The 23280-nt window shown below is 59.0% G+C and carries 19 protein-coding genes; 6 read left to right on the plus strand and 13 right to left on the minus strand.

Translation table 11 applies throughout. The features are described from left to right. The first annotated feature begins 165 nt into the window (after positions 1 to 165). Positions 166 to 1431 carry an efflux RND transporter periplasmic adaptor subunit gene (locus HGT1_RS02385; RefSeq protein ID WP_176248388.1) on the plus strand — a complete coding sequence of 422 codons (1266 nt, stop codon included), beginning with the start codon at positions 166 to 168 and terminating at the stop codon, positions 1429 to 1431. Beyond that, the gene (locus HGT1_RS02390; RefSeq protein ID WP_176248389.1) at positions 1428 to 5246 is read left to right on the plus strand and encodes an efflux RND transporter permease subunit; all 3819 of its coding nucleotides are present in this window, start codon (positions 1428 to 1430) and stop codon (positions 5244 to 5246) included. Before HGT1_RS02385 ends, HGT1_RS02390 begins: the two co-directional genes overlap by 4 nt. A gap of 3 nt (positions 5247 to 5249) precedes the next feature. Here the strand turns inward: HGT1_RS02390 and HGT1_RS02395 are convergent, their stop codons facing one another. From HGT1_RS02395 to HGT1_RS02405, 3 genes are all read right to left on the minus strand, one after another. Beyond that, positions 5250 to 6449 (minus strand): multidrug effflux MFS transporter, encoded by a 1200-nt coding sequence (locus tag HGT1_RS02395; RefSeq protein WP_255200070.1) that lies wholly within the window; start codon positions 6447 to 6449, stop codon positions 5250 to 5252. A 253-nt stretch (positions 6450 to 6702) separates the two neighbouring features. Further along, positions 6703 to 8505, minus strand: a complete 1803-nt coding sequence (locus tag HGT1_RS02400) for an ABC transporter ATP-binding protein/permease (RefSeq protein ID WP_176248627.1) — start codon at positions 8503 to 8505, stop codon at positions 6703 to 6705. A gap of 164 nt (positions 8506 to 8669) precedes the next feature. Continuing rightward, positions 8670 to 9845: an Ig-like domain-containing protein gene (locus tag HGT1_RS02405; protein ID WP_255200071.1), complete on the minus strand. Its 1176-nt coding sequence runs from the start codon at positions 9843 to 9845 to the stop codon at positions 8670 to 8672. Between the two features lie 109 nt (positions 9846 to 9954). Between HGT1_RS02405 and HGT1_RS02410 the strand changes: the two genes are divergently transcribed. Next, entirely contained in the window at positions 9955 to 10506 is a 552-nt protein-coding gene (locus tag HGT1_RS02410; RefSeq protein WP_176248391.1) for a TIGR00730 family Rossman fold protein, read from the plus strand. Positions 10507 to 10834: 328 nt separating this feature from the next. Here the strand turns inward: HGT1_RS02410 and HGT1_RS02415 are convergent, their stop codons facing one another. The 6 genes from HGT1_RS02415 to HGT1_RS02440 all read right to left on the minus strand — a co-directional run bounded on the left by HGT1_RS02415 (position 10835) and on the right by HGT1_RS02440 (position 17328). Continuing rightward, positions 10835 to 11434 (minus strand): superoxide dismutase, encoded by a 600-nt coding sequence (locus HGT1_RS02415; protein WP_176248392.1) that lies wholly within the window; start codon positions 11432 to 11434, stop codon positions 10835 to 10837. Between the two features lie 211 nt (positions 11435 to 11645). Next, complete coding sequence (locus tag HGT1_RS02420) at positions 11646 to 12221, minus strand: sarcosine oxidase subunit gamma (protein WP_176248393.1); 576 nt, start codon at positions 12219 to 12221, stop codon at positions 11646 to 11648. Then, positions 12214 to 15231 (minus strand): sarcosine oxidase subunit alpha family protein, encoded by a 3018-nt coding sequence (locus HGT1_RS02425; protein ID WP_176248394.1) that lies wholly within the window; start codon positions 15229 to 15231, stop codon positions 12214 to 12216. Before HGT1_RS02425 ends, HGT1_RS02420 begins: the two co-directional genes overlap by 8 nt. Positions 15232 to 15308: 77 nt before the next feature. Beyond that, positions 15309 to 15638, minus strand: a complete 330-nt coding sequence (locus HGT1_RS02430) for a sarcosine oxidase subunit delta (RefSeq protein ID WP_176248395.1) — start codon at positions 15636 to 15638, stop codon at positions 15309 to 15311. 96 nt (positions 15639 to 15734) lie between these two features. After that, positions 15735 to 15980, minus strand: a complete 246-nt coding sequence (locus HGT1_RS02435; protein WP_176248396.1) for a hypothetical protein — start codon at positions 15978 to 15980, stop codon at positions 15735 to 15737. Positions 15981 to 16083: 103 nt separating this feature from the next. Then, positions 16084 to 17328: a sarcosine oxidase subunit beta family protein gene (locus HGT1_RS02440; protein WP_176248397.1), complete on the minus strand. Its 1245-nt coding sequence runs from the start codon at positions 17326 to 17328 to the stop codon at positions 16084 to 16086. Positions 17329 to 17549: 221 nt separating this feature from the next. Here HGT1_RS02440 and ccmI point away from each other — a divergent pair, with 221 nt between their 5' ends. The 3 genes from ccmI to HGT1_RS02455 are packed head-to-tail and all read left to right on the plus strand — an operon-like array spanning position 17550 to position 19494. Next, positions 17550 to 18776, plus strand: a complete 1227-nt coding sequence (gene ccmI / locus HGT1_RS02445; protein ID WP_176248398.1) for a c-type cytochrome biogenesis protein CcmI — start codon at positions 17550 to 17552, stop codon at positions 18774 to 18776. After that, positions 18773 to 19258 (plus strand): Holliday junction resolvase RuvX, encoded by a 486-nt coding sequence (ruvX, locus tag HGT1_RS02450; RefSeq protein WP_176248399.1) that lies wholly within the window; start codon positions 18773 to 18775, stop codon positions 19256 to 19258. The genes ccmI and ruvX overlap by 4 nt, the downstream gene beginning before the upstream one ends. Then, on the plus strand, positions 19255 to 19494 hold the full coding sequence (locus HGT1_RS02455) for a DUF1289 domain-containing protein (protein ID WP_176248400.1): 240 nt from the start codon (positions 19255 to 19257) through the stop codon (positions 19492 to 19494). The genes ruvX and HGT1_RS02455 overlap by 4 nt, the downstream gene beginning before the upstream one ends. Before the next feature lie 5 nt (positions 19495 to 19499). Here the strand turns inward: HGT1_RS02455 and HGT1_RS02460 are convergent, their stop codons facing one another. From HGT1_RS02460 to HGT1_RS02475, 4 genes are all read right to left on the minus strand, one after another. After that, on the minus strand, positions 19500 to 19703 hold the full coding sequence (locus HGT1_RS02460; protein WP_176248401.1) for a hypothetical protein: 204 nt from the start codon (positions 19701 to 19703) through the stop codon (positions 19500 to 19502). Between the two features lie 231 nt (positions 19704 to 19934). Then, positions 19935 to 20756, minus strand: a complete 822-nt coding sequence (locus tag HGT1_RS02465) for a sulfite exporter TauE/SafE family protein (RefSeq protein WP_176248402.1) — start codon at positions 20754 to 20756, stop codon at positions 19935 to 19937. A 32-nt stretch (positions 20757 to 20788) separates the two neighbouring features. Continuing rightward, positions 20789 to 21790, minus strand: a complete 1002-nt coding sequence (gene dusA / locus HGT1_RS02470; protein WP_176248403.1) for a tRNA dihydrouridine(20/20a) synthase DusA — start codon at positions 21788 to 21790, stop codon at positions 20789 to 20791. Between the two features lie 941 nt (positions 21791 to 22731). After that, positions 22732 to 23253, minus strand: a complete 522-nt coding sequence (locus HGT1_RS02475; protein WP_176248404.1) for a hypothetical protein — start codon at positions 23251 to 23253, stop codon at positions 22732 to 22734. Positions 23254 to 23280 lie beyond the last annotated feature (27 nt).

Consider the following 23280-nt stretch of genomic DNA (forward strand, 5'->3'; position numbering starts at 1 on the left):
ATACTGCCAAGGGCATCGTTGCACCCTATCTATGCATCAAACCGGTAACAGCGTCACAGTTGGCTTGAAAACGGCAATGTGAACTGGTCACTTGACATGATATGTCCTAACAAATTTTTTGACTGATTTATCGACCACTCCATTCCGACAGGCCAAAGGCACATTATGCGTATTTTTCCAATTCTTGCGGCGATTGTCGTTTCCGTTCTGATGTATATGGCGATTTTTGAACGCGACAAATTGTTGGGCCGCACCGGCGATGTGGCAGTTTCGACGGCGACAGCAACAGACGGTGTTACCGATAACTCCCCCGCGCTGACCGGCACCCCCGCCCCGTCCCAGATCGCACAACAAGAGCTGGTCAAGGTCGTGGTGCTGCGCAGCACGGCCCGCCAGCTGGATTCAGCCGTTATCGTGCGGGGCCAAACCGCTGCTGCACGCACCGTCGATGTGGCGTCCGAAACCTCGGCTGTGGTGACATCCCCGCCGCTGCGCAAAGGGGCCAATGTCGTGGCGGGCGAAACCCTGTGCGCGCTTGATCTGGGCACCCGAGGTGCTGCCAAAAGCGAGGCCGAGGCCCGCCTTGCCGAGGCAAAATCCCGCGTGCCAGAAGCGGAATCACGCGTGGCCGAGGCCCAAGCCCGGCTGGACGAGACATTGATCAAGCTGAACGCGGCCGAAAAGCTGGGCCAGGGCGGGTTTTCATCGACAACCCAGCTGGCAACAGCGCAGGCGGCCGTGGCCAGCGCACGCGCCAGCCTTAGCTCGGCCGAGGCAGGTTTGAACGCCGCAAAGGCCGGCATCGAAGCCGCGGATGCCGCCGTCGCCGGGGCCGAGGCCGAAATCAACCGCCTGACATTGACCGCGCCTTTTGACGGGCTGCTGGAAAGCGACACCGCCGAACTGGGCAGCCTGCTGCAAAAGGGCAGCCTGTGCGCCCGTGTGATCCAGCTCGATCCGATCAAACTGGTCGGCTTTGTGCCCGAAACCGAAGTCGACCGCGTCACGCTGGGGGCTCCTGCCCAAGCGCGGCTGGCCGCTGGCAACCGTGAAATCATCGGTCAGGTCAGCTTTATCTCGCGCGCGTCCGATCCATCGACCCGCACCTTCCGCATCGAGATCGACGTGCCAAACGCCGACCTGAGCATCCGTGACGGTCAGACGGCTGAAATCGCCATTTCTTCGGCGGGTGTGGATGCGCATTTGCTGCCGCAATCCGCTTTGACGCTGAATGATGACGGCACGCTTGGTGTTCGTGTGATTGACGACGCGGATGTGGTGGGCTTTGTCCCGATCGAATTGATCCGCGACACCCCGCAGGGCATCTGGGTCATGGGTCTGCCGCATGTGTCGAACGTGATCGTGTTGGGGCAGGAATATGTGACCGCAGGCGTGACCGTTGCGCCGACCTACCGCGAGGTCACCCAATGAGCAGCATCGTCGATTGGGCCGCCGGCCGTGCCCGCATGGTCATGGCATTTATCCTGCTCAGCCTTGTGGTGGGCGGCTATGCCTATTCGACCCTGCCCAAAGAGGGCGAGCCGGACATCGAAATCCCTGCCCTGTTCGTATCGGTGCAGTTCCCCGGCATTTCCGCTGTCGACAGTGAAACCCTGCTGGTCAAACCGATGGAAACAGAACTGTCCGATCTGGATGGCCTGAAAACCATGTCCGGCACCGCCGCCGAGAATTACGCCGGTGTCGCGCTTGAGTTTGAATTCGGCTGGGACAAGACCCGTATTATGGCCGATGTGCGCGACGCGATGAGCACGGCCGAAGGGAAATTCCCCGAAGGGTATGAGAAATATTCGATCCGCGAGATCAACTTTTCCGAATTCCCCATCATTATCGTCAATCTGACCGGCCCCGTGCCGGAACGCACGATGGCCCGTGTCGCGCGGGAACTTCAGGATGAATTGGAAGGCATGGATGCGGTGTTGGAAGCCGGGCTTGCCGGGGACCGCGACGAGATGCTCGAGGTCTTGATCGACCCTTTGCGGCTGGAGGCCTATGACGTCACGGCGGGCGAATTGATCAACACCGTTCAGAACAACAACCAGCTGATTGCAGCGGGCGAAGTGCAATCCGATCAAGGCACGTTCTCGGTCAAGATTCCGTCGTCCTTTGACGACCCGCGCGATGTTTACGACCTGCCGGTGAAAACCAATGGCGACCGTGTGGTGACCTTGGGCGATCTGGCAACGATCAACCTGACCTTCGAGGACCGTGAAGGCACCGCCCGCTTTAATGGCGAAAAAACATTGGCGTTGCAGGTGGTCAAACGCAAAGGTTTCAACCTGATCGACACCTCGGCCCGCGTCAAAGAAGTCGTGGCCGAGCAATCCGCCAACTGGCCTGAGGGGCTGAAGGCGGCTGTGGAAATCGGCACTTCCAATGATCAAAGCCGCATCGTGGACAGCATGGTGCAGCAGCTTTTGGGCTCTGTCTTTACCGCTGTGGCGCTGGTGATGATCGTGGTGCTTGCCGCGCTTGGTATCCGTGCGGCGCTGCTGGTCGGTTTTGCGATCCCGACCTCGTTCCTGCTATGTTTCGCGTTCCTCGCACTCATGGGCATTTCGATCTCGAACATCGTGATGTTCGGGTTGATCCTCGCCGTGGGGATGCTGGTCGACGGGGCCATTGTGGTGGTCGAATATGCCGATGCCCGCCAACAACAAGGCGAAGGGCCGATGCAGGCCTATGTGACGGCCGCCAAGCGTATGTTCTGGCCGATCATTTCCTCAACGGCGACGACGCTATGTGCCTTCCTGCCGATGCTGTTCTGGCCCGGTGTGCCGGGTGAATTCATGGGCATGTTGCCGGTCACGCTGATCTTTGTTCTGTCGGCGTCGCTGGTGGTTGCCTTGGTCTATCTGCCGGTTCTGGGCGGTGTGACCGGGCGGCTTGAGCGCTGGATGGCCGATAACATGACCGCCATCGCGAACCTGCGCCTGTACCTGCATCTGCTGCTGATCCCTGTGGCCTTTGTCATGGTGGCGCTGCCTATGGCGCTGATGCAGCCGCTGTTCGCCGTGATCTCGGCGCAGTTTGGCGCGATGGACGGGCTGGATATCCTTGGGTCTGTCATCCCCGCCTTTGCGGTGGTGTTCCTGTGCATTGCAGCGCTTGCCGCTTTGGTGGCCCTGGGCCTGTCGGGGGCGATGCTGGGGTTGATCAGCTTTTTCGCGCTGTTCACCCGCATGGGGCGCGGCGGCAAATGGGTCACCTCCAAGCTGTTTCGCAAAACCCCTGATGTGATCCACGCTGGCTATCGCCGGTCCCGCTTTGGCCGCGTGATCGAGGTGATTGCAGGCAATCCGGTCATGCCTTTGGTCGTGATCGGTGTGGTGTTCGTTTTTGTCGGCACCACGATGATTTTCTTTGGCAATAACAACAAGGGCGTTGAATTCTTTGTTGAATCCGAACCCGAACAGGCGATCGTCTATGTTCTGGCACGCGGCAACCTGTCGTTGACCGAAAAAGACGCCGTGATGAAGCAGGCCGAAGACATCGTGCTGGCCCATCCTGGTGTGTCGACCGCGTTTGCCTTTGCGGGCAAGGGCGGGCTGGACAGCAACACCGGCGGTGCGCAGACCCCAAAGGACAGCATTGGCCAGATCCAGCTGGAAACGATCCCCTGGGAAGACCGCGCCTTGCAGCCTGAACTGGACGGCGACATCGTGATTGCCGAACTGACCGAGCAGCTGAGCCAGATACCGGGGATCAAGATCGAAATTCTGGCGCAGGCCCGTGGCCCCGCATCGGGCAAGCCCGTGCATCTGCGGTTGAAATCCAACAGTTTCGAGGATCTGGTCGTCGCCACCGAACAGGCGCGCAACGAGTTCAACAAAACCCCCGGTCTGACCTTGATCGAAGACACACGCCCCCTGCCCGGCATTGACTGGCAGATCGACGTTGATGTGGCCAAAGCCGGTCAATACGGGGCCGATGTTCTGACAGTCGGGGCGATGGTGCAACTCGTCACACGCGGGCTGTTGCTGGATACCATGCGGGTCGATACCTCGGACGAAGAGATCGAGATCAGGGTCCGCCTGCCCGAAGCCGACCGCGTGCTCAGCACCCTTGATACCCTCAAGGTGCGCACCGCTGACGGGTTGATCCCGCTGTCGAACTTTATCACCCGCAAGCCGGTCCCCAAACTGGCCGAGATCAACCGCGTCGACCAAAAGCGCCACCTTGATATCAAGGCCGATGTGTTCCCGGGCCTGATGAAGCTGGTGAAAACCGATGTGATCAATGGCGAGGAAACGGATACCACCCTTGCCACCATGCGCCCTGCTGCGGCGGATGCGGATATCACCGCCATCGACGGCGCAGGGTTCAAGATCACCAACCGCACCGTCGCGGCCGCAGGTGTTGATCTGCAAGACGGGCTGAACAAGGCAAGCCTGCGGATGGTGCCGATCAACGCCAATGAGCGCATTGCCGAGATCACAAAATGGCTTGATACCAACCCCTTGCCTGCCGGTGTCAGCACCGAATGGACCGGCGACCAAGAGGATCAAGCCGAAAGTCAGGCCTTCCTGAGCTCTGCCTTTACGGCGGCCTTGGGGTTGATGTTCATCATTCTGCTGGCGCAGTTCAACAGCATCTATAACTCGGTTCTGGTGTTGGTCGCGGTGGTTCTGTCCACGACCGGGGTGCTGATCGGGATGCTAATTATGGATCAGACGTTCTCGATCATCATGACGGGCACGGGGATTGTCGCGCTGGCGGGGATTGTTGTGAACAACAACATCATCCTGATCGATACCTATCAGGAATTCAGCCAGTACATGCCGCGGATCGAGGCGATTATTCGCACCGCGCAGGCGCGTATCCGGCCCGTTCTGCTGACCACCATCACGACGATGGCGGGGCTTGCACCGATGATGTTCGGCCTGAGCCTTGATTTCGCCAATGGCGGCTACACCATCGACAGCCCCACCGCCCTGTGGTGGAAACAGCTGGCCACCGCCGTTGTCTTTGGCCTTGGCGTGGCGACGGTTCTGACGCTGATGGTGACGCCATCCCTGCTGGCGGTGCGCGTGTGGGCGACGACCTATGCCCGCTGGATCGCGCAGCTTTTGGCCAAGATGTCGCTGGGCCGTGCCAGCAAGGCAGCGCAGGACTGGGCGCTGGAGAAGGACGCACAGCGGCTCAAGACGGATATTCTGATCTGGGGCGAAGACCCTGCCCCGGCGGCGGCAACCAGCGCGTCGGCTGAACTGCGCGCCGCTGAGTAAAGCTTAGGCAGCAGCGGCAAGGTCTGTTTGCTGCTGCCTGAGTTTCGGCATGGTCACGATCACCAATGCCACCGCCGCCAACCCGCAAAGCGCGATACTGACCACCATCGGCAAGGCCGTCCCGTCAAAGAACGGCGTCGAAAGCCCGATGCAAATGGCACTGGTCAGCATGGTCATGCTGCCGCTGAGCGACGATGCCATACCCGCGCGCCGGCCATGGGCATCAAGAGCCGCAACCATGGCCGAAGGGATCACCACGCCCAAAAAGGCATAGGCCAGAAACAGGCCGATCAGCAGCAGCCACATGCCTTGGAAACCCGCCAGTTCGAGCATGGCAAGAACGGTCGCGCAGGTCGCAAAGCCGATGACCCCGCGCCCGATCAATGTGGCCAGCCCCCATTTATCCGCCAGACGCCCCGCCAACTGGGTGGCGATGAAAAACCCGACCGCATTAAACGCAAAGGCCAGTGAGAATTGCGTCGGCGTCAGGCCATATTGGCCGGTATAAACAAAGGATGCGCTTGATACGAAAAGGAAAAAGCTGGCCATGCCAAAGCCCGCGATAAAGGTCAGGCCGACAAAAACCGGATCACGCAGCAAGATGCCACAGCTGCGCGACAATTCCTTGATGTTCACCTTGCGGCGGCGTTCCGGCGTCAATGTCTCGGGCAGCGTTACTTGGGCCAGCGTCAGGCTCAGCCCCGCGAATATCCCCATCACAAGAAAGATTTCACGCCAGCTGCCCACCGCCACAATGCCACTGCCCGCCAACGGGGCCAGCATCGGGGAAATCGAGATGACCAGCATGATCGTCGCCATCAAACGCGTCGCCTGTGCGCCGGTGTACATATCGCGGATGATCGCCCGCGGGATCACCATCACCGTTGCGCCACCCATGCCTTGGATCAATCGGCCCAGCACAAGCACTTCGATTGACGGGGCGGCTGCGCAGACAACGGACCCGACGGCAAAAATGCTCATCCCGATTATCAAGGTTTTCTTGCGCCCGATCTGGTCTGACAGCGGGCCATAGACCAACTGCGACGCCCCGTAGGCCAGAAAATAGGCAACCAATGTCAACTGCGCGCCCGATACCGACGTGCCAAGTGCGGCTTCGATTGCGGGCAAGGCGGGCAGATACATATCGATGGCAAAGGGACCGGTCACACAGATCAGACCAAGAATGAGAGCAGTACGGAGCATTCCGGTTTGCATGGGTGTTCCTTTTTGGATTGGGTATAGACCTGCGCCGCTGCAAATTTCTGCAATGCAGCAACGTCTGATTTTAATTATCACGCAAACAATAAGTTTCAAGGGACAGAGCTGTGCGCAATTGCACAAGCCCGTGTGTGGCGGGATGACAGCCTAACGCTGGCAGGCCGTTGCCTGAAATTTGATCGCGAAATGGCACCGGCCCCAAAGGCCGGTGCCCCCTGCCCCGATCACACCGGTCAGATCACTTAGCATCCTCGGATTGCTGGCGCTGCCACAGTTGCGCATAGCGGCCATTGCGGGCCAGCAGATCGTCATGGCTGCCTTGCTCCACGATCTCGCCCTGCTCCAGCACCACGATCCGGTCGGCTTCGGCGACGGTGGACAGGCGGTGCGCGATGGTCAGCACCGTGCGCCCCTTGCCCGCCTGACGCAGGGCGTCCTGAATCTCGTGTTCTGTCTCGCTGTCCAGCGCGCTGGTGGCTTCGTCCAGCAACAGGATCGGCGGGTTTTTCAGCAATGTCCGTGCAATCCCCACGCGCTGCTTTTCACCGCCCGAAAGCTTGAGGCCCCTTTCGCCCACAGCCGTGTCATAGCCATTGGGCAGGCTTTGGATGAAATCATGGATCTGCGCGGATTTCGCGGCGGCTTCGATCTCGGCTTGGGTGGCGTTGTCGCGCCCGTATCCGATGTTATAGCCGATGGAGTCGTTGAACAGCACCGTGTCTTGGGGCACCACGCCAATGGCCTTGTGAAGGCTTGTCTGGGTCACGTCGCGCACGTCCTGCCCGTCGATCAACAACGCGCCACCTTGCACATCATAAAAGCGGAACAACAGCCGCCCGATGGTGGATTTACCCGACCCCGTCGACCCGACAATTGCCACCATCTCGCCCGGTGCTGCCTCGATGGACACCCCCTTGAGGATCTCGCGGTCCGGATCATAGCCAAAGCGCACATCACGCAACGTGACCCGCCCGCCATCGACCTTGAGGTCGGGCGCATTTGGTTTGTCGGTGATTTCAGCAGGTTGATCCAGCAAGGTGAACATCTGTCCCATATCGACCAAAGCCTGCCGGATTTCGCGGTAAACCGTCCCAAGAAAGTTGAGCGGGATGGTGATCTGGACCATATAGGCGTTCACCATGACGAAATCACCGACCGTCAGCGTGCCGTCCTGCACACCAATCGCCGCCATGACCATCACACCGACCAAGCCGCACGTGATCAGCAAGGATTGGCCAAAGTTCAGAAAGGCCAGTGAAACGTTTGTCTTGATCGCGGCTTCTTCATAGCCTGCCATCGCGGTGTCATAGCGCTGCGCCTCGCGGGATTCCGCGCCGAAATATTTGACCGTTTCATAGTTCAGCAAGCTGTCGATCGCCTTTTGGTTGGCGTCGGTGTCTTGGTCGTTCATCTGGCGGCGCAGCCTGACCCGCCATTCGGTCACCGCAAAGGTAAACCAGACATAAAGCGCGATCGTCACGGCCACGACCAGCAGATACCAGAAATCGAACAGCACTGTCAGAATGACGCCGATCATCAACAGCTCAAGGATCAGCGGGCCGATGGAAAACAACAAGAAACGCAGCAGGAAATCAACGCCTTTGACACCGCGTTCGATGATCCGGCTTAGACCGCCCGTTTTGCGGGTGATGTGATAGCGCATCGAAAGTTTGTGAATATGTTGAAAGGTTTCCAGCGCCAGCATCCGTAACGCCCGCTGGCTGACCCGCGTAAACACCGCATCGCGCAGTTGTTGAAAGCCCACATTCATCGCCCGCGCGATACCATAGGCGATGGTCAGACCAATCGCGCCAAGCGCCAAAAGCGGCACGCCTTCGTTTGCCAGACCGTCAACGGCCCCTTTGTAAAGAACAGGGATGAGGACCGAAATCAGCTTGGACACCACAAGAAAGATCATCGCCCAAACGACGCGCCTTTTCACCCAAGGCATATCCTCGGGCCACAGGTAAGGTGCGACCTTTTTGATAACCAACATGTTCGACTGACGCTCGGCTGCGTCGGCGATTTCTTCTTCGGTCATCGGGGCATGGGGGGATTTATTGGCACCGGTCTGGGCGCGGGCGGTATCGGCTGACATGAATGATCCTGAAATGCTAGGATCACAACATAGGCCGCAAGTCAGGCGGTTGCCAGTGCGATGGTCAAATTGATCTTGCGGCGGGCCGGCGCGACATCAGCCCTGTATCAGTCAGGCAGATCGAAAACCTGCCCCGGATAGATCAGATCGGGGTCACGGATCGAGTCTCGGTTTGCCTCGACCACGCGCAGATACAAGGTCGGGTCGCCATAGCGCTCACGGGCAATCGCCCAAAGCGTGGCCCCTTCCTGCACGGTTACTTCCTTGATCGGGCCATCGTAATTCGCGGTGGCGCGCGCCAGTGTTTCGGCGCTTTCGCGTTTGAACGGGGTTTCGACACGGCTGATGACCTGACCGCCCTGGTCCAGTTCATCCACGCGCAAGGTGTAGATTCCGGTATTGATCCCTTCGATGTCACCGCGCCAGCGGCCCTGTTCGTCAACGTCCAGTTTCGCAACTGCCGCGTTGTCCAGATAGACCTGCACATTGGTGCCCGATGTTTGGGCCCGGCCCGCAAGGCGCACTTCGCCCTGTTCGGAATATGTGATCGTGTCCAGCGCAATGCTGCCCGTGACTTCGGGGGGCACGTCAGACAACAGTTCAACCCCGTCTGCGGTCGATTTCAAAAGCGCGATCTGCGGCGCGGGTGCATCGGGTGCCTGGGTCAGGGGGGTCGGTTCAACGGTTGCAGGCTGGGCGGCGACGGCATCGGGCTGGGGTTCAACGGGCGCTGCTGGGGTTACTTCGTCCGCTTGCTCCGTTTCGGCTACAACGGGCGCTGCCAAGGGTGCCGGTGAAAGTGGCGCAAGGATAACCTCGTCCAGCGACTGGACGGTTGTTTCCTGCACTGCGGCCTCAAGGCTCAGCACCTGCCCTTTGCCGTCGGGCGGCAGGATCGCGAGTGTGGCGAATTTGCCTGCGCTGTCGGCGGTTGTCGTTGCGATCTCGGCCCCGTTGCTGATGACTTTGACCGCACTGCCCGGTTCTGCCCGCCCCGCGATAACCGTCATGCCGTCAGGCTCCCGGCGCACTTCGTCAAAGCTGGGTGTTTGGGGGGGCACGGCAGTTTCAGCCGTTTCAGCGGTGGCCGCCGGCTCTGGCGCGGCTGCGGGGGGTGTTGCCACCGTTTGCGGCGCAGCCTCGGGCGTCACCTCGGGCGCTGGCATCGCGACTTCCACGACCGGATAGGCGCGGTTGATAAAGAAATACGCGGCCACAACCACAATCGCTGCCGCAGCAACCCCGCCCAAAACCCGAGCATTACGTGACTGGAACACCGACATAACCATTTTCCCTTTGAACGCACCGCATTGAGACCTTGTATCAAGCAGGGTAACAAGGGTCAAAATAGAGCTGCATCGCAGTTTCACATTTGCTGACAAGGACCCTGCCATGTTTGAAAAATCCGTCTGCGTTTATTGCGGATCGCGCCCCGGTGCCGACCCCGAATATATTCTGGATGCGCAGGCCGTTGGCCGCGGGCTGGCCGATAACAACTGGCGGCTTGTGTACGGTGCCGGGGATGTCGGCCTGATGGGTGCGGTCGCCCGCGCGGCCCAGGATGCGGGTGCTGTGACCTTTGGCGTGATCCCCGAACATCTGGTCAAATGGGAGGTCGGGAAAACCGATCTGACCCAATATATCGTCACCGAAACCATGCATGAGCGCAAAAAGGTCATGTTCATGAACTGCGATGCTGTGGTGGTGTTGCCGGGCGGTGCGGGGTCATTGGACGAACTCTTCGAGGTGCTGACATGGCGGCAGCTTGGGCTGCATGAAAAGCCTGTTATCCTTGTGAATACAAACGGTTACTGGGACCCCTTGGTGCAGTTGCTGAACCATGTCGTTGCCAATGGATTTGCGGATAAATCGCTGCTGGATTATTTCGTCTCGGTCCCCGATGCGCCATCCGCGCTGGCGGCGTTGAAGACTGCGTTTGATTAACGCAACAAAGGCAGGGTCGTGGGCCGTCTTCTAAGGAATTCACCCAACGATCCACAATCTGCTTGTTGGTGCGGTGTCGGTTTTACGGAACTGTGCGAGTGCGCAAACCCTAGGGGACGCGGAGCGCTGGCACCAGAAAGGCGACCCTGACGATGGGCTGACTTTGCGCCATCAATGCCCCAAGATCAGGCATTAATGGTCAGAAACCCGCCGACTTCCGATGTTGCAAAATTGTCTCGGACAGTGGCGGTGCAAGGCACGGGCAGCGCCAAATAAAAAGCCCCGCAAACGGCGTTTGCAGGGCTTGAACTCTAAAACGGTCGCTCGCTTACATGCGCGAGGCGACGTTTTCCCAATCGACAAGGTTGTCGAGGAAGTTCGTCAGATAATTCGGACGCGCGTTGCGGAAGTCGATGTAGTAGGAATGTTCCCACACGTCACAGCCGAGCAATGCAGTCTGACCAAAGCAGACGGGGTTCACGCCGTTTTCGGTTTTGGTAACTTTCAGGCCGCCGTCTGTATCCTTGACCAGCCACGCCCAGCCCGAACCGAACTGGCCCGCGCCTGCAGCTTTGAAATCATCCTTGAACTTGTCCACGGACCCAAAGCTTTCGACGATCGCTTTTTCCAGATCGCCGGGCATTGCATTGCCTTTTGGACCCATCATTTCCCAGAACTGGTTGTGGTTCCAAAGCTGGCTGATGTTGTTGAAGATGCCGCTTTGCGCGACAGCTTTGGGATCATAGGTGCCTTTGATGATCTCTTCGAGGGACTTGTCCGCCCATTCGGTGCCTTCAATCGCCTTGTTTCCGTTCACGACATAGGCGTTGTGGTGCTTGTCGTGGTGATATTCCAGCGTTTCAGCAGACATGCCTTTGGATGCAAGGGCGTCGTGGGCATAGGGAAGATCGGGAAGTGAAAAAGCCATGATTTGGGCCTCCGTTGATTGATTTCATCTGGGTCACATGAAGCCCGTCGTGGCCTAAGGTCAAGGGGCAGGACACAAAGATCGTCCCCCCAAGACACACCATTCAGGCGGGTTTCACCTAACGTCTTGGGAACACAACATGTCAAACCGGCCTTATGTTCCCTGATCCATGGGCTTTTCTGCGCGATCCGGCAGGCAGGCGGGCCACAGCCTAGTGGCTGTGGTACTTTACCTCGGAACCGGGCTGCGCTGCGGTTTTAAGCAGATCGAACACGTATTGCGCGACCGAGCGGAAACAGACCAGTTCGGCTGTGTCACCGTCCACCATCCAGAACGCGGCAGGGACCTGCGCCAGACGGGTGCGGCGGATCATGCCGGGGGCAAAGGCGTCCGGCGACGTATCGACAGGGGCCAGCTTTGCCAGAACCTCGCGGATATGTGCGCCTTTCAGGCGGAACACGGCGCGGGCGTCGGACACATTCACCGCCAGCGCGTGATTGCTGCCGATGGATTTGTGCAAGACCTCAAGGTTCGCCGCCACATCCGCATAGGGGCAGATCAGCAGCAATTCGTCGGGCGACATCCAGGCAATACCTTTGCCCCCGATCATATTGATGCCGCGCATGGCGGGGATATCGACGCCGGCAATCTTCTTGAGCGGTTTTTTCAGGTAACCCGCCGCCAGATCACCCCGGATCGAGATCATGCCAATCGGATCAAGGGCGGAAATCTCTGCGATACCTTGCGTGTAGGTGGCACCGTTCAGCGCGCTAATGGGCTCAGACATTCTGCTTCTCCCCTTCTTTATCGTAAAACACCGGATCGACGATTTTGGCGTTGTATGTTTTGCCGTCGGTACCGGGGAATTCCAGCACCTCGCCCATGCGGTCAGGGCCGTTCAGGACCAGACCCATCGCGATGCCCTTGCCCAGCGTTGGCGAATGATAGGTCGATGTGACCCGCCCGATCATGTTGCGCTGGTTGTTCTCGTTCACGCCCTCGCCCACCGCATAAGCGCCATCGGGCAAGGTGCTGCCATCGGTCGTCTCAAGCCCCACCAGTTTCCAGCGGGTCGGATCAACCATATGGCTGCGCTCTTGGGCGCGCTTGCCAAGGTAGTCTTCCTTCTTTTTCGAGATCGCCCAGTTCAGCCCCAGATCCTGCGGGATCACGGTGCCGTCGGTTTCGTCCCCGATCATGATAAAGCCTTTTTCGGCGCGCAGAATGTGCAGACATTCAGTGCCATAAGGCATCACGCCCAGATCATGGCCCGCCACCATCAGCGCATCCCAGAAGGCCTGGCCTACGCCCGCGTCCACGGCGATTTCATAGCTCAGCTCGCCCGAGAACGAGATCCGGTAGATCCGGCATTTGAAGCCGCCAAGCTCGCCATCGACCCACTCCATAAAGCCAAGCGCGTCTTTGCTGACATCCATCCCGCCCAGCTTTTCAAGGCACTTGCGGGCATTGGGGCCGACCACGGCGATCTGCGCATATTGCTCGGTGACATTGGCAACATAGACGTTCCAATCCCACCATTCGGTTTGCAGCCATTCCTCCATATGCTGGTGGATACGGTCGGCACCGCCCGTCGTGGTATGGCACAAGAAAGTATCGTCATCGATGCGCGCAACCACGCCGTCATCAATCAGGAACCCGTTTTCCGAACACATCAGACCATAGCGGCATTTGCCCGGTTTCAGGGTGCTCATCATATTGGTGTAGAGCATATTCAGGAACTTGCCCGCATCCGGCCCTTTGACGATGATCTTGCCGAGGGTCGATGCATCAAGCAGGCCCATATTGGTGCGGGTGTTGGTGACTTCGCGCATGACGGCGTCATGGGTCGTCTCGCCGGGGCGGCTATAGGAATAGGGTCTGCGCCAATGGCCGACAGGTTCCCATTCGGCACCGTTGGCCTCGTGCCAGGCGTGCATGGGCGTGCGGCGCAGCGGCTGGAACACATCACCGCGCGCCTCGCCGCCGATCGCCCCCATGGAAATGGGGTGATACGGTGGGCGGAAGGTGGTCGTGCCCACAGTCGGAATATCGGCGTCCAAGGCCCCCGCAAGGGTCGCAAGACCGTTGATATTGCTAAGCTTTCCCTGATCCGTGGCCATGCCAAGGGTGGTGTAGCGTTTGGTATGTTCGACGCTGACGAACCCTTCCTGGGCGGCCAGACGGACATCGGAAACCTTGACGTCGTTCTGATAATCCAGCCACGTCTTTTCGCGCAGTTTGACGTTGGCACCGTGGGGCATCATCCAGACCGGGGCCAGGGGGGATTCCTCTTGGCGGTCCGCATTTGGCGACACGGCATCAACGGGCAGCTTGAAGCCCAAAGTGGTGACAACACCATCTGCGGCGGCATGGGCATCGTGCAGGATGTCATCCAGCCCGAAGAAGCCCGCCGCAGCACCCGCCGCTGTCACAAACCCCAGACCATCCACACCGATCGGCGGGTGGTTCACATCGGGGCGGAACGTGGCAAGGTTTGTGTCCCACACCAGCTTGCCCCCGCAATGGGACCACAGATGCACCACGGGCGACCAGCCACCGGACATGGCAACCGCATCACATTCGATGGTTTCCAACACCGCGCCTTCGCCCGCCTGGCTGCACACAGTCACAGCCGTCACACGCTTGCCGCCTTTGACCGACGACACCGCGTGGCCCATCATGACGCGAATGCCCAAGGCTTTGGCCCGCGCCATCAGGGCGGAATCTTCGGGCAGTACACGGGCGTCAAGGATCGCGGGCACTGTCAGACCTGCTTCGACCAAGGCGATGGCCGTTCGGTAAGCATCGTCGTTATTGGTGACAACAACCGTGCGATCGCCAACAGAGACACCAAAATTGACCAGATAATCACGTGCCGCAGCCGCCAGCATCACGCCCGGTATGTCATTGCCCGCAAAGGACAAAGGCCGCTCGATCGCGCCGGTTGCCGTGATGATATGCCCCGCACGGATGCGCCACAAACGATGGCGTGGCCCTTGGGCCGCAGGCGCGTGGTCTTTCAGGCTTTCATAGCCCAGCACATAGCCGTGATCATAGACCCCTGCCCCCATCACGCGGGTGCGCATGTGGACGTTTTCCATACCCGACAAGGCGCTGACCAGCGCATCAATGTGGGACGCCACCGAAGCGCCTTCGACCGTGCCACCATCGACGGGGGCACGGCCGCCCCAATGGGCGGTTTGTTCCAGCAAGATCACCTTGGCACCGGCCAGCGCTGCGGTGCGCGCGGCCTCTAGCCCCGCGACACCGCCGCCAATGACCAGCACATCGCAAAAGGCGTGGAAATGTTCGTAGCTATCGGCGTCTTTTTCTTTCGGCGCTTTGCCCAGACCGGCGGAATGGCGGATGATCGGTTCATACACGTGCTTCCAGAACGGGCGCGGATGGATGAACATCTTGTAGTAAAATCCCGCAGGCAGGAACCGCGACAGATGTTTGTTGATCGCGCCCACGTCGAATTCAAGGCTGGGCCAATGGTTCTGACTCGCGGCCTCCAGACCGTCGAACAATTCGGTCGTGGTGGCGCGCTGGTTGGGTTCAAACTGCCCACCACGGCCAAGGTTCATCAGCGCGTTGGGCTCTTCTGGGCCTGCCGCCACAATGCCGCGGGGGCGGTGATATTTGAACGACCGACCGACAAGCATCTGGTCATTGGCCAGCAGTGCCGAGGCCAGCGTGTCGCCTTCGTATCCGCGCAACTGTTTGCCGTTGAACGAAAAATTGACAGCGTTGGATTTGTTGAGCAGGCGGCCGCCTGTGGCAATTCTGGTGCTCATGAGTTCAAACCTTGGTGTTTGCGGCAGGCGTCGGAGCCTCCGGCGGGAGTTTTCTTGGCAAAATGAAACAGCGGCATTTACGCGGTCTCGGGGGGCTGCCAGTCGGGGCGGCGGTCGGTTATTTTGTCGATGATATTCTGGGGCACCGTGCTGGTCTGGGCCGTGTAGGTACCAAAGATTTCCAGCGTCATGGTATCGCGGGCCGCATGGAACCACTTGCCGCAGCCATAGACGTGGCGCCAGCGTTCGAAATGCACGCCCTTGGGGTTGTCGCGCATGAACAGGTATTGCTCAAAATCGTCATCCGAGGCACCGGGGCCAAAACGGGTCAGGTGTGCTTCGCCGCCTGCGTGAAATTCGGTTTCTTCGGCGGTGATGCCGCAATTGGGACAGGTCAGGATCAGCATGGGACGCTCCTTGGGAAGGTTGCGCGGGACGCAAAAAAGCCGACCCCGGTGACGGGATCGACTTTGGTCGGTAAAAAAATGTTTGGTGTCGCGGGCTTAGTTGCCTGTCGCGGTTTCTGCAGCGCCTTCGACGGCTTCTGCAGCACCTTGGACAGCATCGCCTGCGCCTTCAACCGTGACGTTGACATCGCTGGAGTTATCCAACGGATCGCCGCCCGAGAAGAAAAAGAAACCAAAGCCGATAACCAGCACGGCAAGGATGCCGATGATGATGCCCGATCCGGTTCCGCTGGTTTTGTTGACAGTGGTGTGGGGTGCTTGATTGTTGTCAGGGTTAGCCATTTTACTCGTCCTTCATAAACTCTGTATCTGTATGAGGACACAACACCGTGAGCGCCGGAATGGTTCCAGCCTGTGCGAAAATTTGAAACGAGCCCTGAAAACATCAGTGCGCAACCCCTGCTGCGACGGATTCATCGATGAACCGGCCTTCTTGAAAGCGGTTCAATCCGAAAGCATCCGTCAGCGGCGAGCGGCCTTTGGCCATAAGTTCGGCCATCGCCCAGCCCGAGCCCGGGATCGCCTTGAAGCCGCCGGTGCCCCAGCCGCAGTTGATGAACACGCCCTCGACCGGGGTTTTGCTGAGGATCGGCGAGCGGTCGCCCGTCACATCCACGATGCCGCCCCATTGCCGCAACATCTTGAGGCGCGAGACCATCGGGAAGGTTTCGATCAACGCGCGCACGGTTTCCTCGATATGGTGGAAAGACCCGCGTTGGGTGTAGTTGTTATAGCCGTCGGTGCCGCCGCCGATGACCATCTCGCCTTTGTCCGATTGCGACATATAGCCATGCACCGTGTTGGCCATCACGACCACATCCATGCAAGGTTTGATCGGCTCGGACACCAGCGCCTGAAGCGAAACGGATTCGATCGGCAGCCGGAAGCCCGCCATATCCGCCAGATGGCCGGAATGGCCCGCGACCACCATGCCCAGTTTATCGCAATCGATATCGCCGCGGTTGGTGGAAACGCCCACGACCTTGCCGCCCTGGGAACGGATGCCGGTGACTTCGCATTTCTGGATCACGTCCATGCCCATGTCGGAACACGCCCGCGCATAGCCCCAGGCCACCGCATCGTGGCGTGCCGTGCCGCCGCGGGCCTGCCATAGCCCGCCCAAGACGGGATAGCGCGGGCCGTTGATGTTGATGATCGGGACCAGTTCCTTGACCTTTTCGGGGCCGATGAATTCTGTCTTCACGCCTTGCAGCGCATTGGCGTGGGCGGTGCGTTGATAGCCGCGTGCCTCGTGATGGGTTTGTGCCAGCATGATCACCCCACGCGGCGAGAACATGACGTTATAGTTCAAATCCTGGCTCATGGTTTCGTACAGGCTGCGGGCCTTTTCATAGATCGCCGCTGAGGGGTCTTGCAGATAGTTGGAGCGGATGATCGTCGTGTTGCGCCCCGTGTTGCCGCCGCCCAGCCAGCCCTTTTCAAGGATCGCGACATTGGTGATGCCAAAGTTCTTGCCCAGATAATAGGCTGTCGCCAACCCGTGCCCGCCTGCCCCGATGATGATCACGTCATAGCGTTTCTTGGGCTGCGCATCGCGCCATGCCCGTGTCCATCCTGTATGGTGGCGCAACGCTTCGCGGGCGATGGCAAAGGCTGAATACTTCTTCATAAAGACGGTCCCCGGCATGGATTCGCACGCTTGCGCGCAGTTGAGTTCTTTCTGGGTGAGCAGGCAAAAAAGAGGATACCCTGCGCGGCATTATGTATCAGTTTTACGACATACCCTGCAATCGGACAAATCATTGAACAGGGTGCTGCAATATGGCCTCTTTTGTCGCAGCCCAACACGGTTTAGATGTGCGTCCGACTGAATGAATGGACCCTACCCTCATGAACTTTTGGATCATTGCCGCTGCTGGTGCCGTGCTTGTAACCGTTTTGCTGACCCGCGCCTTGTGGCGGGGGGCGACGGTACCGGGACCGACACGGGGTGAACACGACCTGCAAGTGTACCGCGACCAGCTGGCCGAGGTGGAACGCGAAGTGGCCCGCGGTGTTCTTTCAACCGAAGACGCGGCACGCGCCAAGACTGAAATCTCGCGGCGGATTCTGGCGGCAGATACCAGTCGCGTGGCGCAGATGCAGGCCGGGGGGGCACCCTCAAAGCCGCTGATGGCCGTGATTGCGCTGGCGCTGGTCGGGGGCAGTTTGTTTATGTATTCCAGACTGGGCGCACCGGGCTACGGTGATCTGGCGCTCAAGGACCGCATCGCCTTTGCGAAGACCCTGCGCGAAACCCGCCCCAGTCAGGCCGATGCCATCGCGGGCATGCCCGAGGTAACGGTAGCACCGGAGCTGAGCCCGGAATACCAAGCCTTGCTGACGCAATTGCGTGAAACCGTGGCAAAGCGGCCCAATGACGTGCAAGGCCAGACATTGCTGGCGCAAAACGAAGCGCGGGTGGGCAATTTCTCGGCTGCGGCTGATGCGCAATCTGCTGTGGTGCGTTTGAAGGGCCCCGATGCGACGACCGAAGAGGTCGTGAATTATGGCGAGCTGTTGATCATGGCTGCGGGGGGATATGTGTCGCCCGAAGCCGAAGCTGTCTTGCGCGCCGTGCTGACCCGCGATGCGGAAAACGGGACTGCCAGCTATTATTGGGGGTTGATGTTGATCCAGACCGGGCGTCCGGATCAGGGGTTCCGGATCTGGGACGGGTTGTTGCGCCGCGGGCCTGCGGATGCGCCGTGGATCGAACCGATTTTGGGACAAATCAAACCCGTCGCTGATCTGGCGGGTGTCGATTACACCATTCCCGACATAGGCGGCAGTGCCCTGCCCGGCCCGTCCAAGGACGATATTGAGGCAGCCCAAGACATGACCCCCGCCGAACGGATGGAGATGATCGGGTCTATGGTCGAAGGTCTGTCAGAGCGGCTGGCCACCCAAGGTGGGCCCGTCGAGGATTGGGCGCGGCTGATTTCCAGCCTTGGCGTTTTGGGTCAGACCGACCGCGCGCAGGCGATCTATGACAACGCGATCGAGGTGTTTGCCGACGATCCAACCGCAACGGACGTGATCAAACGCGCCGGCGAACGGGCGAATCTTGCACAATGATTTACGAAGACATCACAGAGTTCGCCGCAGCACTGCCCCCCATGCAGGCCCTGATCGGGCTTGATCTGGGCGAGAAAACCATCGGCGTTGCGGTGACCGACAGCTTTTTATCCGTCGCGACCCCGCTTGAAACCGTCAGACGCAAGAAGTTCGGCCTTGATGCCGCCCGCCTGTCCGAGATCATCGCAGACCGGCGCATTGGCGGGCTGATCCTTGGGTTGCCGCGCAATATGGACGGATCAGAGGGGCCACGCTGCCAGTCGACCCGCGCCTTTGCGCGCAATTTCGACAAGCTGGGCGATATCCCGATCGGCTTTTGGGATGAACGGCTTAGTACTGTTGCCGCAGAACGTGCGCTGCTGGAGGCGGATACGTCACGCAAACGTCGCGCCGAGGTGATCGATCACGTGGCGGCGGGGTATATTCTGCAAGGTGTACTGGACCGTTTGCGCGTCTTGCGCAGCCAAGGAGACATGCTGTGACGGATAATATCTGGAAACGGGACGAGATCGAGAGCCCCTGCATCAAGCTGTGCGTCGTGCATCCCGAAACGCGGCTGTGCACGGGCTGTTTGCGGTCCATCGACGAAATTGGCGGCTGGTCGCGGATGACACCGCAGGCACGGCGTCAGGTGATGGCTGAACTGCCCTCGCGGGCGGGCGCGCATTCAAAACGGCGCGGTGGTCGGGCCGCTAAACTGGCCAGACAGCAAGATTAGGTCGGTTACTGCGCGACGCCGTACAGGAATTCCAGCAACAGTTCACTGGTTTGTGCGCCTTCGCATTTGTAGGGGCCATAGTTGTCATTTGCCGGAACAACATGGCCTGACGCCTGAAAATGCTGTGCCACTGTCCAAGCGCCGCATACCGGGGCCTTTGGCGTAAAGGCGATTACATTTGCGCCTCTGGTGTCAAGTTTCGCTGTCATTGCTCTGTCTCTCAATCAAGAACCACGCTGATTCTGTCTCGTGGCTCATCTGTCGGATTTCTAGCTTCCGATTTTCTTAACTAACCCCCAAGTTAAGGCGAGATTGGGGCAGAACTGAGGAATTTACGCGTAATTGTGAACCAATGCCGGGCATTGTTTCGAAATTTGGCACAACTGCCCGGAGTTTGGGCAGCCCTGCGCTGTGAAGGGCATCAGATGCAGGACCGCAGATCAGAAACCCAGTGATTTGCGCAACATGTTCAGCGCCACGAGAATCAAGAACACTGCAAACACCCGCTTGAGCGGCTTTGGGTCCATCGCATGGGCCAGTTTGACCCCCAAGGGCGTGGTGATCAGGGTCATTGCAATCACGATGACAAAGGTCGGCAGGTTGACTGCGCCGATGGTCAGGGGCGGGCTGTTTTCAGGTGACGCGACCATCAGAAAGCCGATCACTGACGGCACAGCGATCAAAACGCCGAATCCCGCTGCGGTCGCGACCGCGCGGTGGATCGGGACATTGAACAGGCTCATCAGCGGCACCCCAAAGCTGCCACCGCCGATCCCCATCAGCACCGACAGAAACCCGACAGAGGGCGACAGCGCCGCGCGGCCCATGCCCTTTGGCATCGCCTGCCCCAAGCGCCATTCAGACCGGCCAAACGCCATATAAAACCCAACGATCAGGGCCAGACCGCCGAAAATCCCCTGCAACACCGAGGTGCGCAACTGGGCAACGGTCAGCATCCCGATCACGGCCCCGATCACAATGCCCGGTGCCCATGTCTTCAGGATGTCCCAGTCAACGGCACCTTTCTTGTTGTGGCTGTGCACCGACCGAAGCGAGGTGACGATGATCGTCGCCAGCGACGTTGCCAGACACATTTGCATCAACTGCGGCCCGTCATAGCCCAGAGTTTGGAACGCATAGAAGAATGCGGGCACCAGAACGATGCCACCGCCCACGCCCAACAGCCCGGCCAGAACCCCCGCAAAGGCCCCGATAAACATGATCAGCACGATCATTTGGATCAAAAGGGATGTATCGGGCATGGCGCTGGCTCCTCAAAAGATTGGCCTTTGTGCTACACCGCTTTTTGCGCCTCTGCCAGCGTTTGCATTGCATCTAGCGCATCAATCAAAACCTGACGGTCCGCATCTGGGCCTGATGCGTTTTCAGACAGCATGCGCCGCCAGACCCGCGCGCCGGGCCGGCCCGCAAAAAGCCCCATCATATGGCGGGTGATCTGGTTCAGGCGTCCGCCCCCGTCGATATGGGCATCAATATAGGGTAGCATCTGTGCGACAGCCGCCTCGGCGGTGGTGTCTTCGCCCATACCATAGATGCGCCGGTCTGCCTGACACAGGATATCCGCGGGGCTGTGATAGGCGCTGCGCCCGATCATTACACCGTCCAGACCTCCGTCCAGAAACGTCTCGGCCTGATCCAGCGATGTAATGCCGCCGTTCACCGAAATATGCAGGTTCGAGAAAAGCCCCTTCATCCGGTGGACAAGGTCATAATCAAGCGGCGGAATATCGCGGTTTTCCTTGGGGCTTAGCCCCTTGAGCCAGGCTTTGCGCGCATGGATCGTGACCCGTTCACAGCCCGCGCCGACAATATGCGCGAGAAATTCCGGCAAGACGGTTTCGGGGTCCTGATCATCCACACCGATGCGGCATTTCACCGTGACATCGACATCCACCGCCCTGCGCATCGCCGCCACGCATTTGGCCACCAGCGCGGGCTGTTCCATCAAGACAGCACCAAAGCAGCCCGATTGCACACGGTCCGACGGGCATCCGACATTGAGGTTGATCTCGTCATAGCCCGCCTGCGCCCCCAGCCGCGCGGCCTCGGCCAGTTCGGCCGGGTCCGATCCGCCCAATTGCAGCGCCAAAGGGTGTTCTTGCGCATTGTGATCCAGCAAATGCAAAGCCCCGCCCCGCACCAAAGCAGGCGAAGTCACCATTTCGGTATAAAGCAAAGTCTGCTTTGACATCAGCCGGTGCAAATAGCGGCAATGGCGATCGGTCCAATCCATCATGGGTGCAATAGAAAGTCTAGCGTGTTGATTTATTTGCATTCTTTATTCATTCAAACTGTTGCGGGGCAAAGTTGCTACGCAGGAATACGCCCCAATATCCCCCGCTTTGCCCCTTTTCGACGACTCATTGCACACTCAGCGCACACGATATGGCCACTATAAGCAAGCTTCCCTCCGGTGGATACCGGGTCCAGATCGGACGCAAGGGTTGCTCACGCCAGCGAGACCTTTCACCGCTCAAGCGACGCCTATAAATGGGCCCGTCAGGCTCAAACGCGTGTCGATCAGAGCCTGTCACCGAACAAGTCGTCCGCCGCGCGCCTTGCGACGTTTGGCGGTCTCGTCGACCTGCGTATAGACGACATGTGCACGGTTGGGAAACCACCCCGCAGAAGTAAAGCTGCAACCTTGGCTACTTTGAAGAACGGCCTTGGCAACGAGCGGATCGGCCATATCGATCGCGCGATGCTGATCTATATGGTCGCAAGCGTGCCAAGAAAGGGGCCGGTCCCGTGACGCTTGGCATCGACATCGGTGTCATCAGGATGATCATCACGCACGCTGCAGCCGTGCACGGGCTCGATATCCCCTCGGAACCGGTTGACCTCGCCCGCATTACCACGCCACCTAACCCGTTGATATATTGTCACTTTAATTCCGCCCTTCCAGCGGATCGCTAAACCGGAACATTTGTCATAGGACAGCTGCACCACACCCAATTGCCGATAGCGGCCCTTTTTATGCGCAACGGAGGACGCAAAAGACTATCGTAAAACGTAATTATTCTGCAATTCCTCGAAAGTCTGCTTGCCGTTCAATTCAAGAAAACGTGTTGCCTTGGCCGACTTGGGTCCCGCGCACCAGCACTTACAGCCCGTCGCATGGAGCCGTTTTCGTCTCATTCTTGCGAAGAATGCGTTCGAAGCTTTTTGGTGTATGCAGTCGTGCAATAGGCAGCACCAAGCCTACAGCACAGTCAATCACTGTTGGAGAACGCAGCGCAACTCGTTGTTACTGTTTGCGACCCTTAACCCCATGGTCCCCTGGTTCATCCACCCAGAAGCGCCATCAAGTTCGCCATCGATGAAATTGATCGAATTGCGATCCGAATTCTCGTAGGTTCCGGCACTTTCTTGCAGTGTATACGTGCCGTTTTCTGCAAGTTCAAAATAGAATTGAAACATGTCAGACGGGTTTGTGCATTGGTATTCTCCGATAATCGCACCGCTTTCCGCCACCACATTCAGTGCCGCCCGCCTGATCAATGACGCAGGCGGATGCATATTGCTGCCACCTGGATTGACGTTTGCCGTGCCGTTGGGAAACGTCACCAGGCACATGCCCGCCATCTCTGAAATGATCCTGCCGGTGGCACCCATTGTGTCTTTGACAATTGCGCCCTTTTCACAGGTTTCCATCGGTGATCCTATTTCACCTTCTGAAGAAGCTGTTGTCGCACCGGCGAATGCGATCAGTACTGCGATCATGTATTTTACAGTCATGGCTTTGCTCATCTTATGGAAAAGGCT

Origin of the sequence: Sulfitobacter sp. HGT1 (assembly GCF_013282155.1) — a bacterium.
In the GTDB taxonomy this organism is placed as follows: Bacteria; Pseudomonadota; Alphaproteobacteria; order Rhodobacterales; family Rhodobacteraceae; genus Sulfitobacter.

Coding starts and splice junctions, on each gene's coding strand:
- ruvX (WP_176248399.1), top strand. CDS start 18,773: ATGATTTACGAAGACATCACAGAGTTCGCCGCAGCACTGCCCCCCATG.
- HGT1_RS02415 (WP_176248392.1), bottom strand. CDS start 11,434: ATGGCTTTTTCACTTCCCGATCTTCCCTATGCCCACGACGCCCTTGCA.
- HGT1_RS02395 (WP_255200070.1), bottom strand. CDS start 6,449: ATGCTCCGTACTGCTCTCATTCTTGGTCTGATCTGTGTGACCGGTCCC.
- HGT1_RS02425 (WP_176248394.1), bottom strand. CDS start 15,231: ATGAGCACCAGAATTGCCACAGGCGGCCGCCTGCTCAACAAATCCAAC.
- HGT1_RS02390 (WP_176248389.1), top strand. CDS start 1,428: ATGAGCAGCATCGTCGATTGGGCCGCCGGCCGTGCCCGCATGGTCATG.
- dusA (WP_176248403.1), bottom strand. CDS start 21,790: ATGCAAATAAATCAACACGCTAGACTTTCTATTGCACCCATGATGGAT.
- HGT1_RS02440 (WP_176248397.1), bottom strand. CDS start 17,328: ATGAAGAAGTATTCAGCCTTTGCCATCGCCCGCGAAGCGTTGCGCCAC.
- HGT1_RS02420 (WP_176248393.1), bottom strand. CDS start 12,221: ATGTCTGAGCCCATTAGCGCGCTGAACGGTGCCACCTACACGCAAGGT.
- HGT1_RS02405 (WP_255200071.1), bottom strand. CDS start 9,845: ATGTCGGTGTTCCAGTCACGTAATGCTCGGGTTTTGGGCGGGGTTGCT.
- HGT1_RS02400 (WP_176248627.1), bottom strand. CDS start 8,505: ATGACCGAAGAAGAAATCGCCGACGCAGCCGAGCGTCAGTCGAACATG.
- HGT1_RS02465 (WP_176248402.1), bottom strand. CDS start 20,756: ATGCCCGATACATCCCTTTTGATCCAAATGATCGTGCTGATCATGTTT.
- HGT1_RS02475 (WP_176248404.1), bottom strand. CDS start 23,253: ATGACTGTAAAATACATGATCGCAGTACTGATCGCATTCGCCGGTGCG.
- HGT1_RS02410 (WP_176248391.1), top strand. CDS start 9,955: ATGTTTGAAAAATCCGTCTGCGTTTATTGCGGATCGCGCCCCGGTGCC.
- HGT1_RS02385 (WP_176248388.1), top strand. CDS start 166: ATGCGTATTTTTCCAATTCTTGCGGCGATTGTCGTTTCCGTTCTGATG.
- HGT1_RS02430 (WP_176248395.1), bottom strand. CDS start 15,638: ATGCTGATCCTGACCTGTCCCAATTGCGGCATCACCGCCGAAGAAACC.
- HGT1_RS02435 (WP_176248396.1), bottom strand. CDS start 15,980: ATGGCTAACCCTGACAACAATCAAGCACCCCACACCACTGTCAACAAA.
- ccmI (WP_176248398.1), top strand. CDS start 17,550: ATGAACTTTTGGATCATTGCCGCTGCTGGTGCCGTGCTTGTAACCGTT.
- HGT1_RS02460 (WP_176248401.1), bottom strand. CDS start 19,703: ATGACAGCGAAACTTGACACCAGAGGCGCAAATGTAATCGCCTTTACG.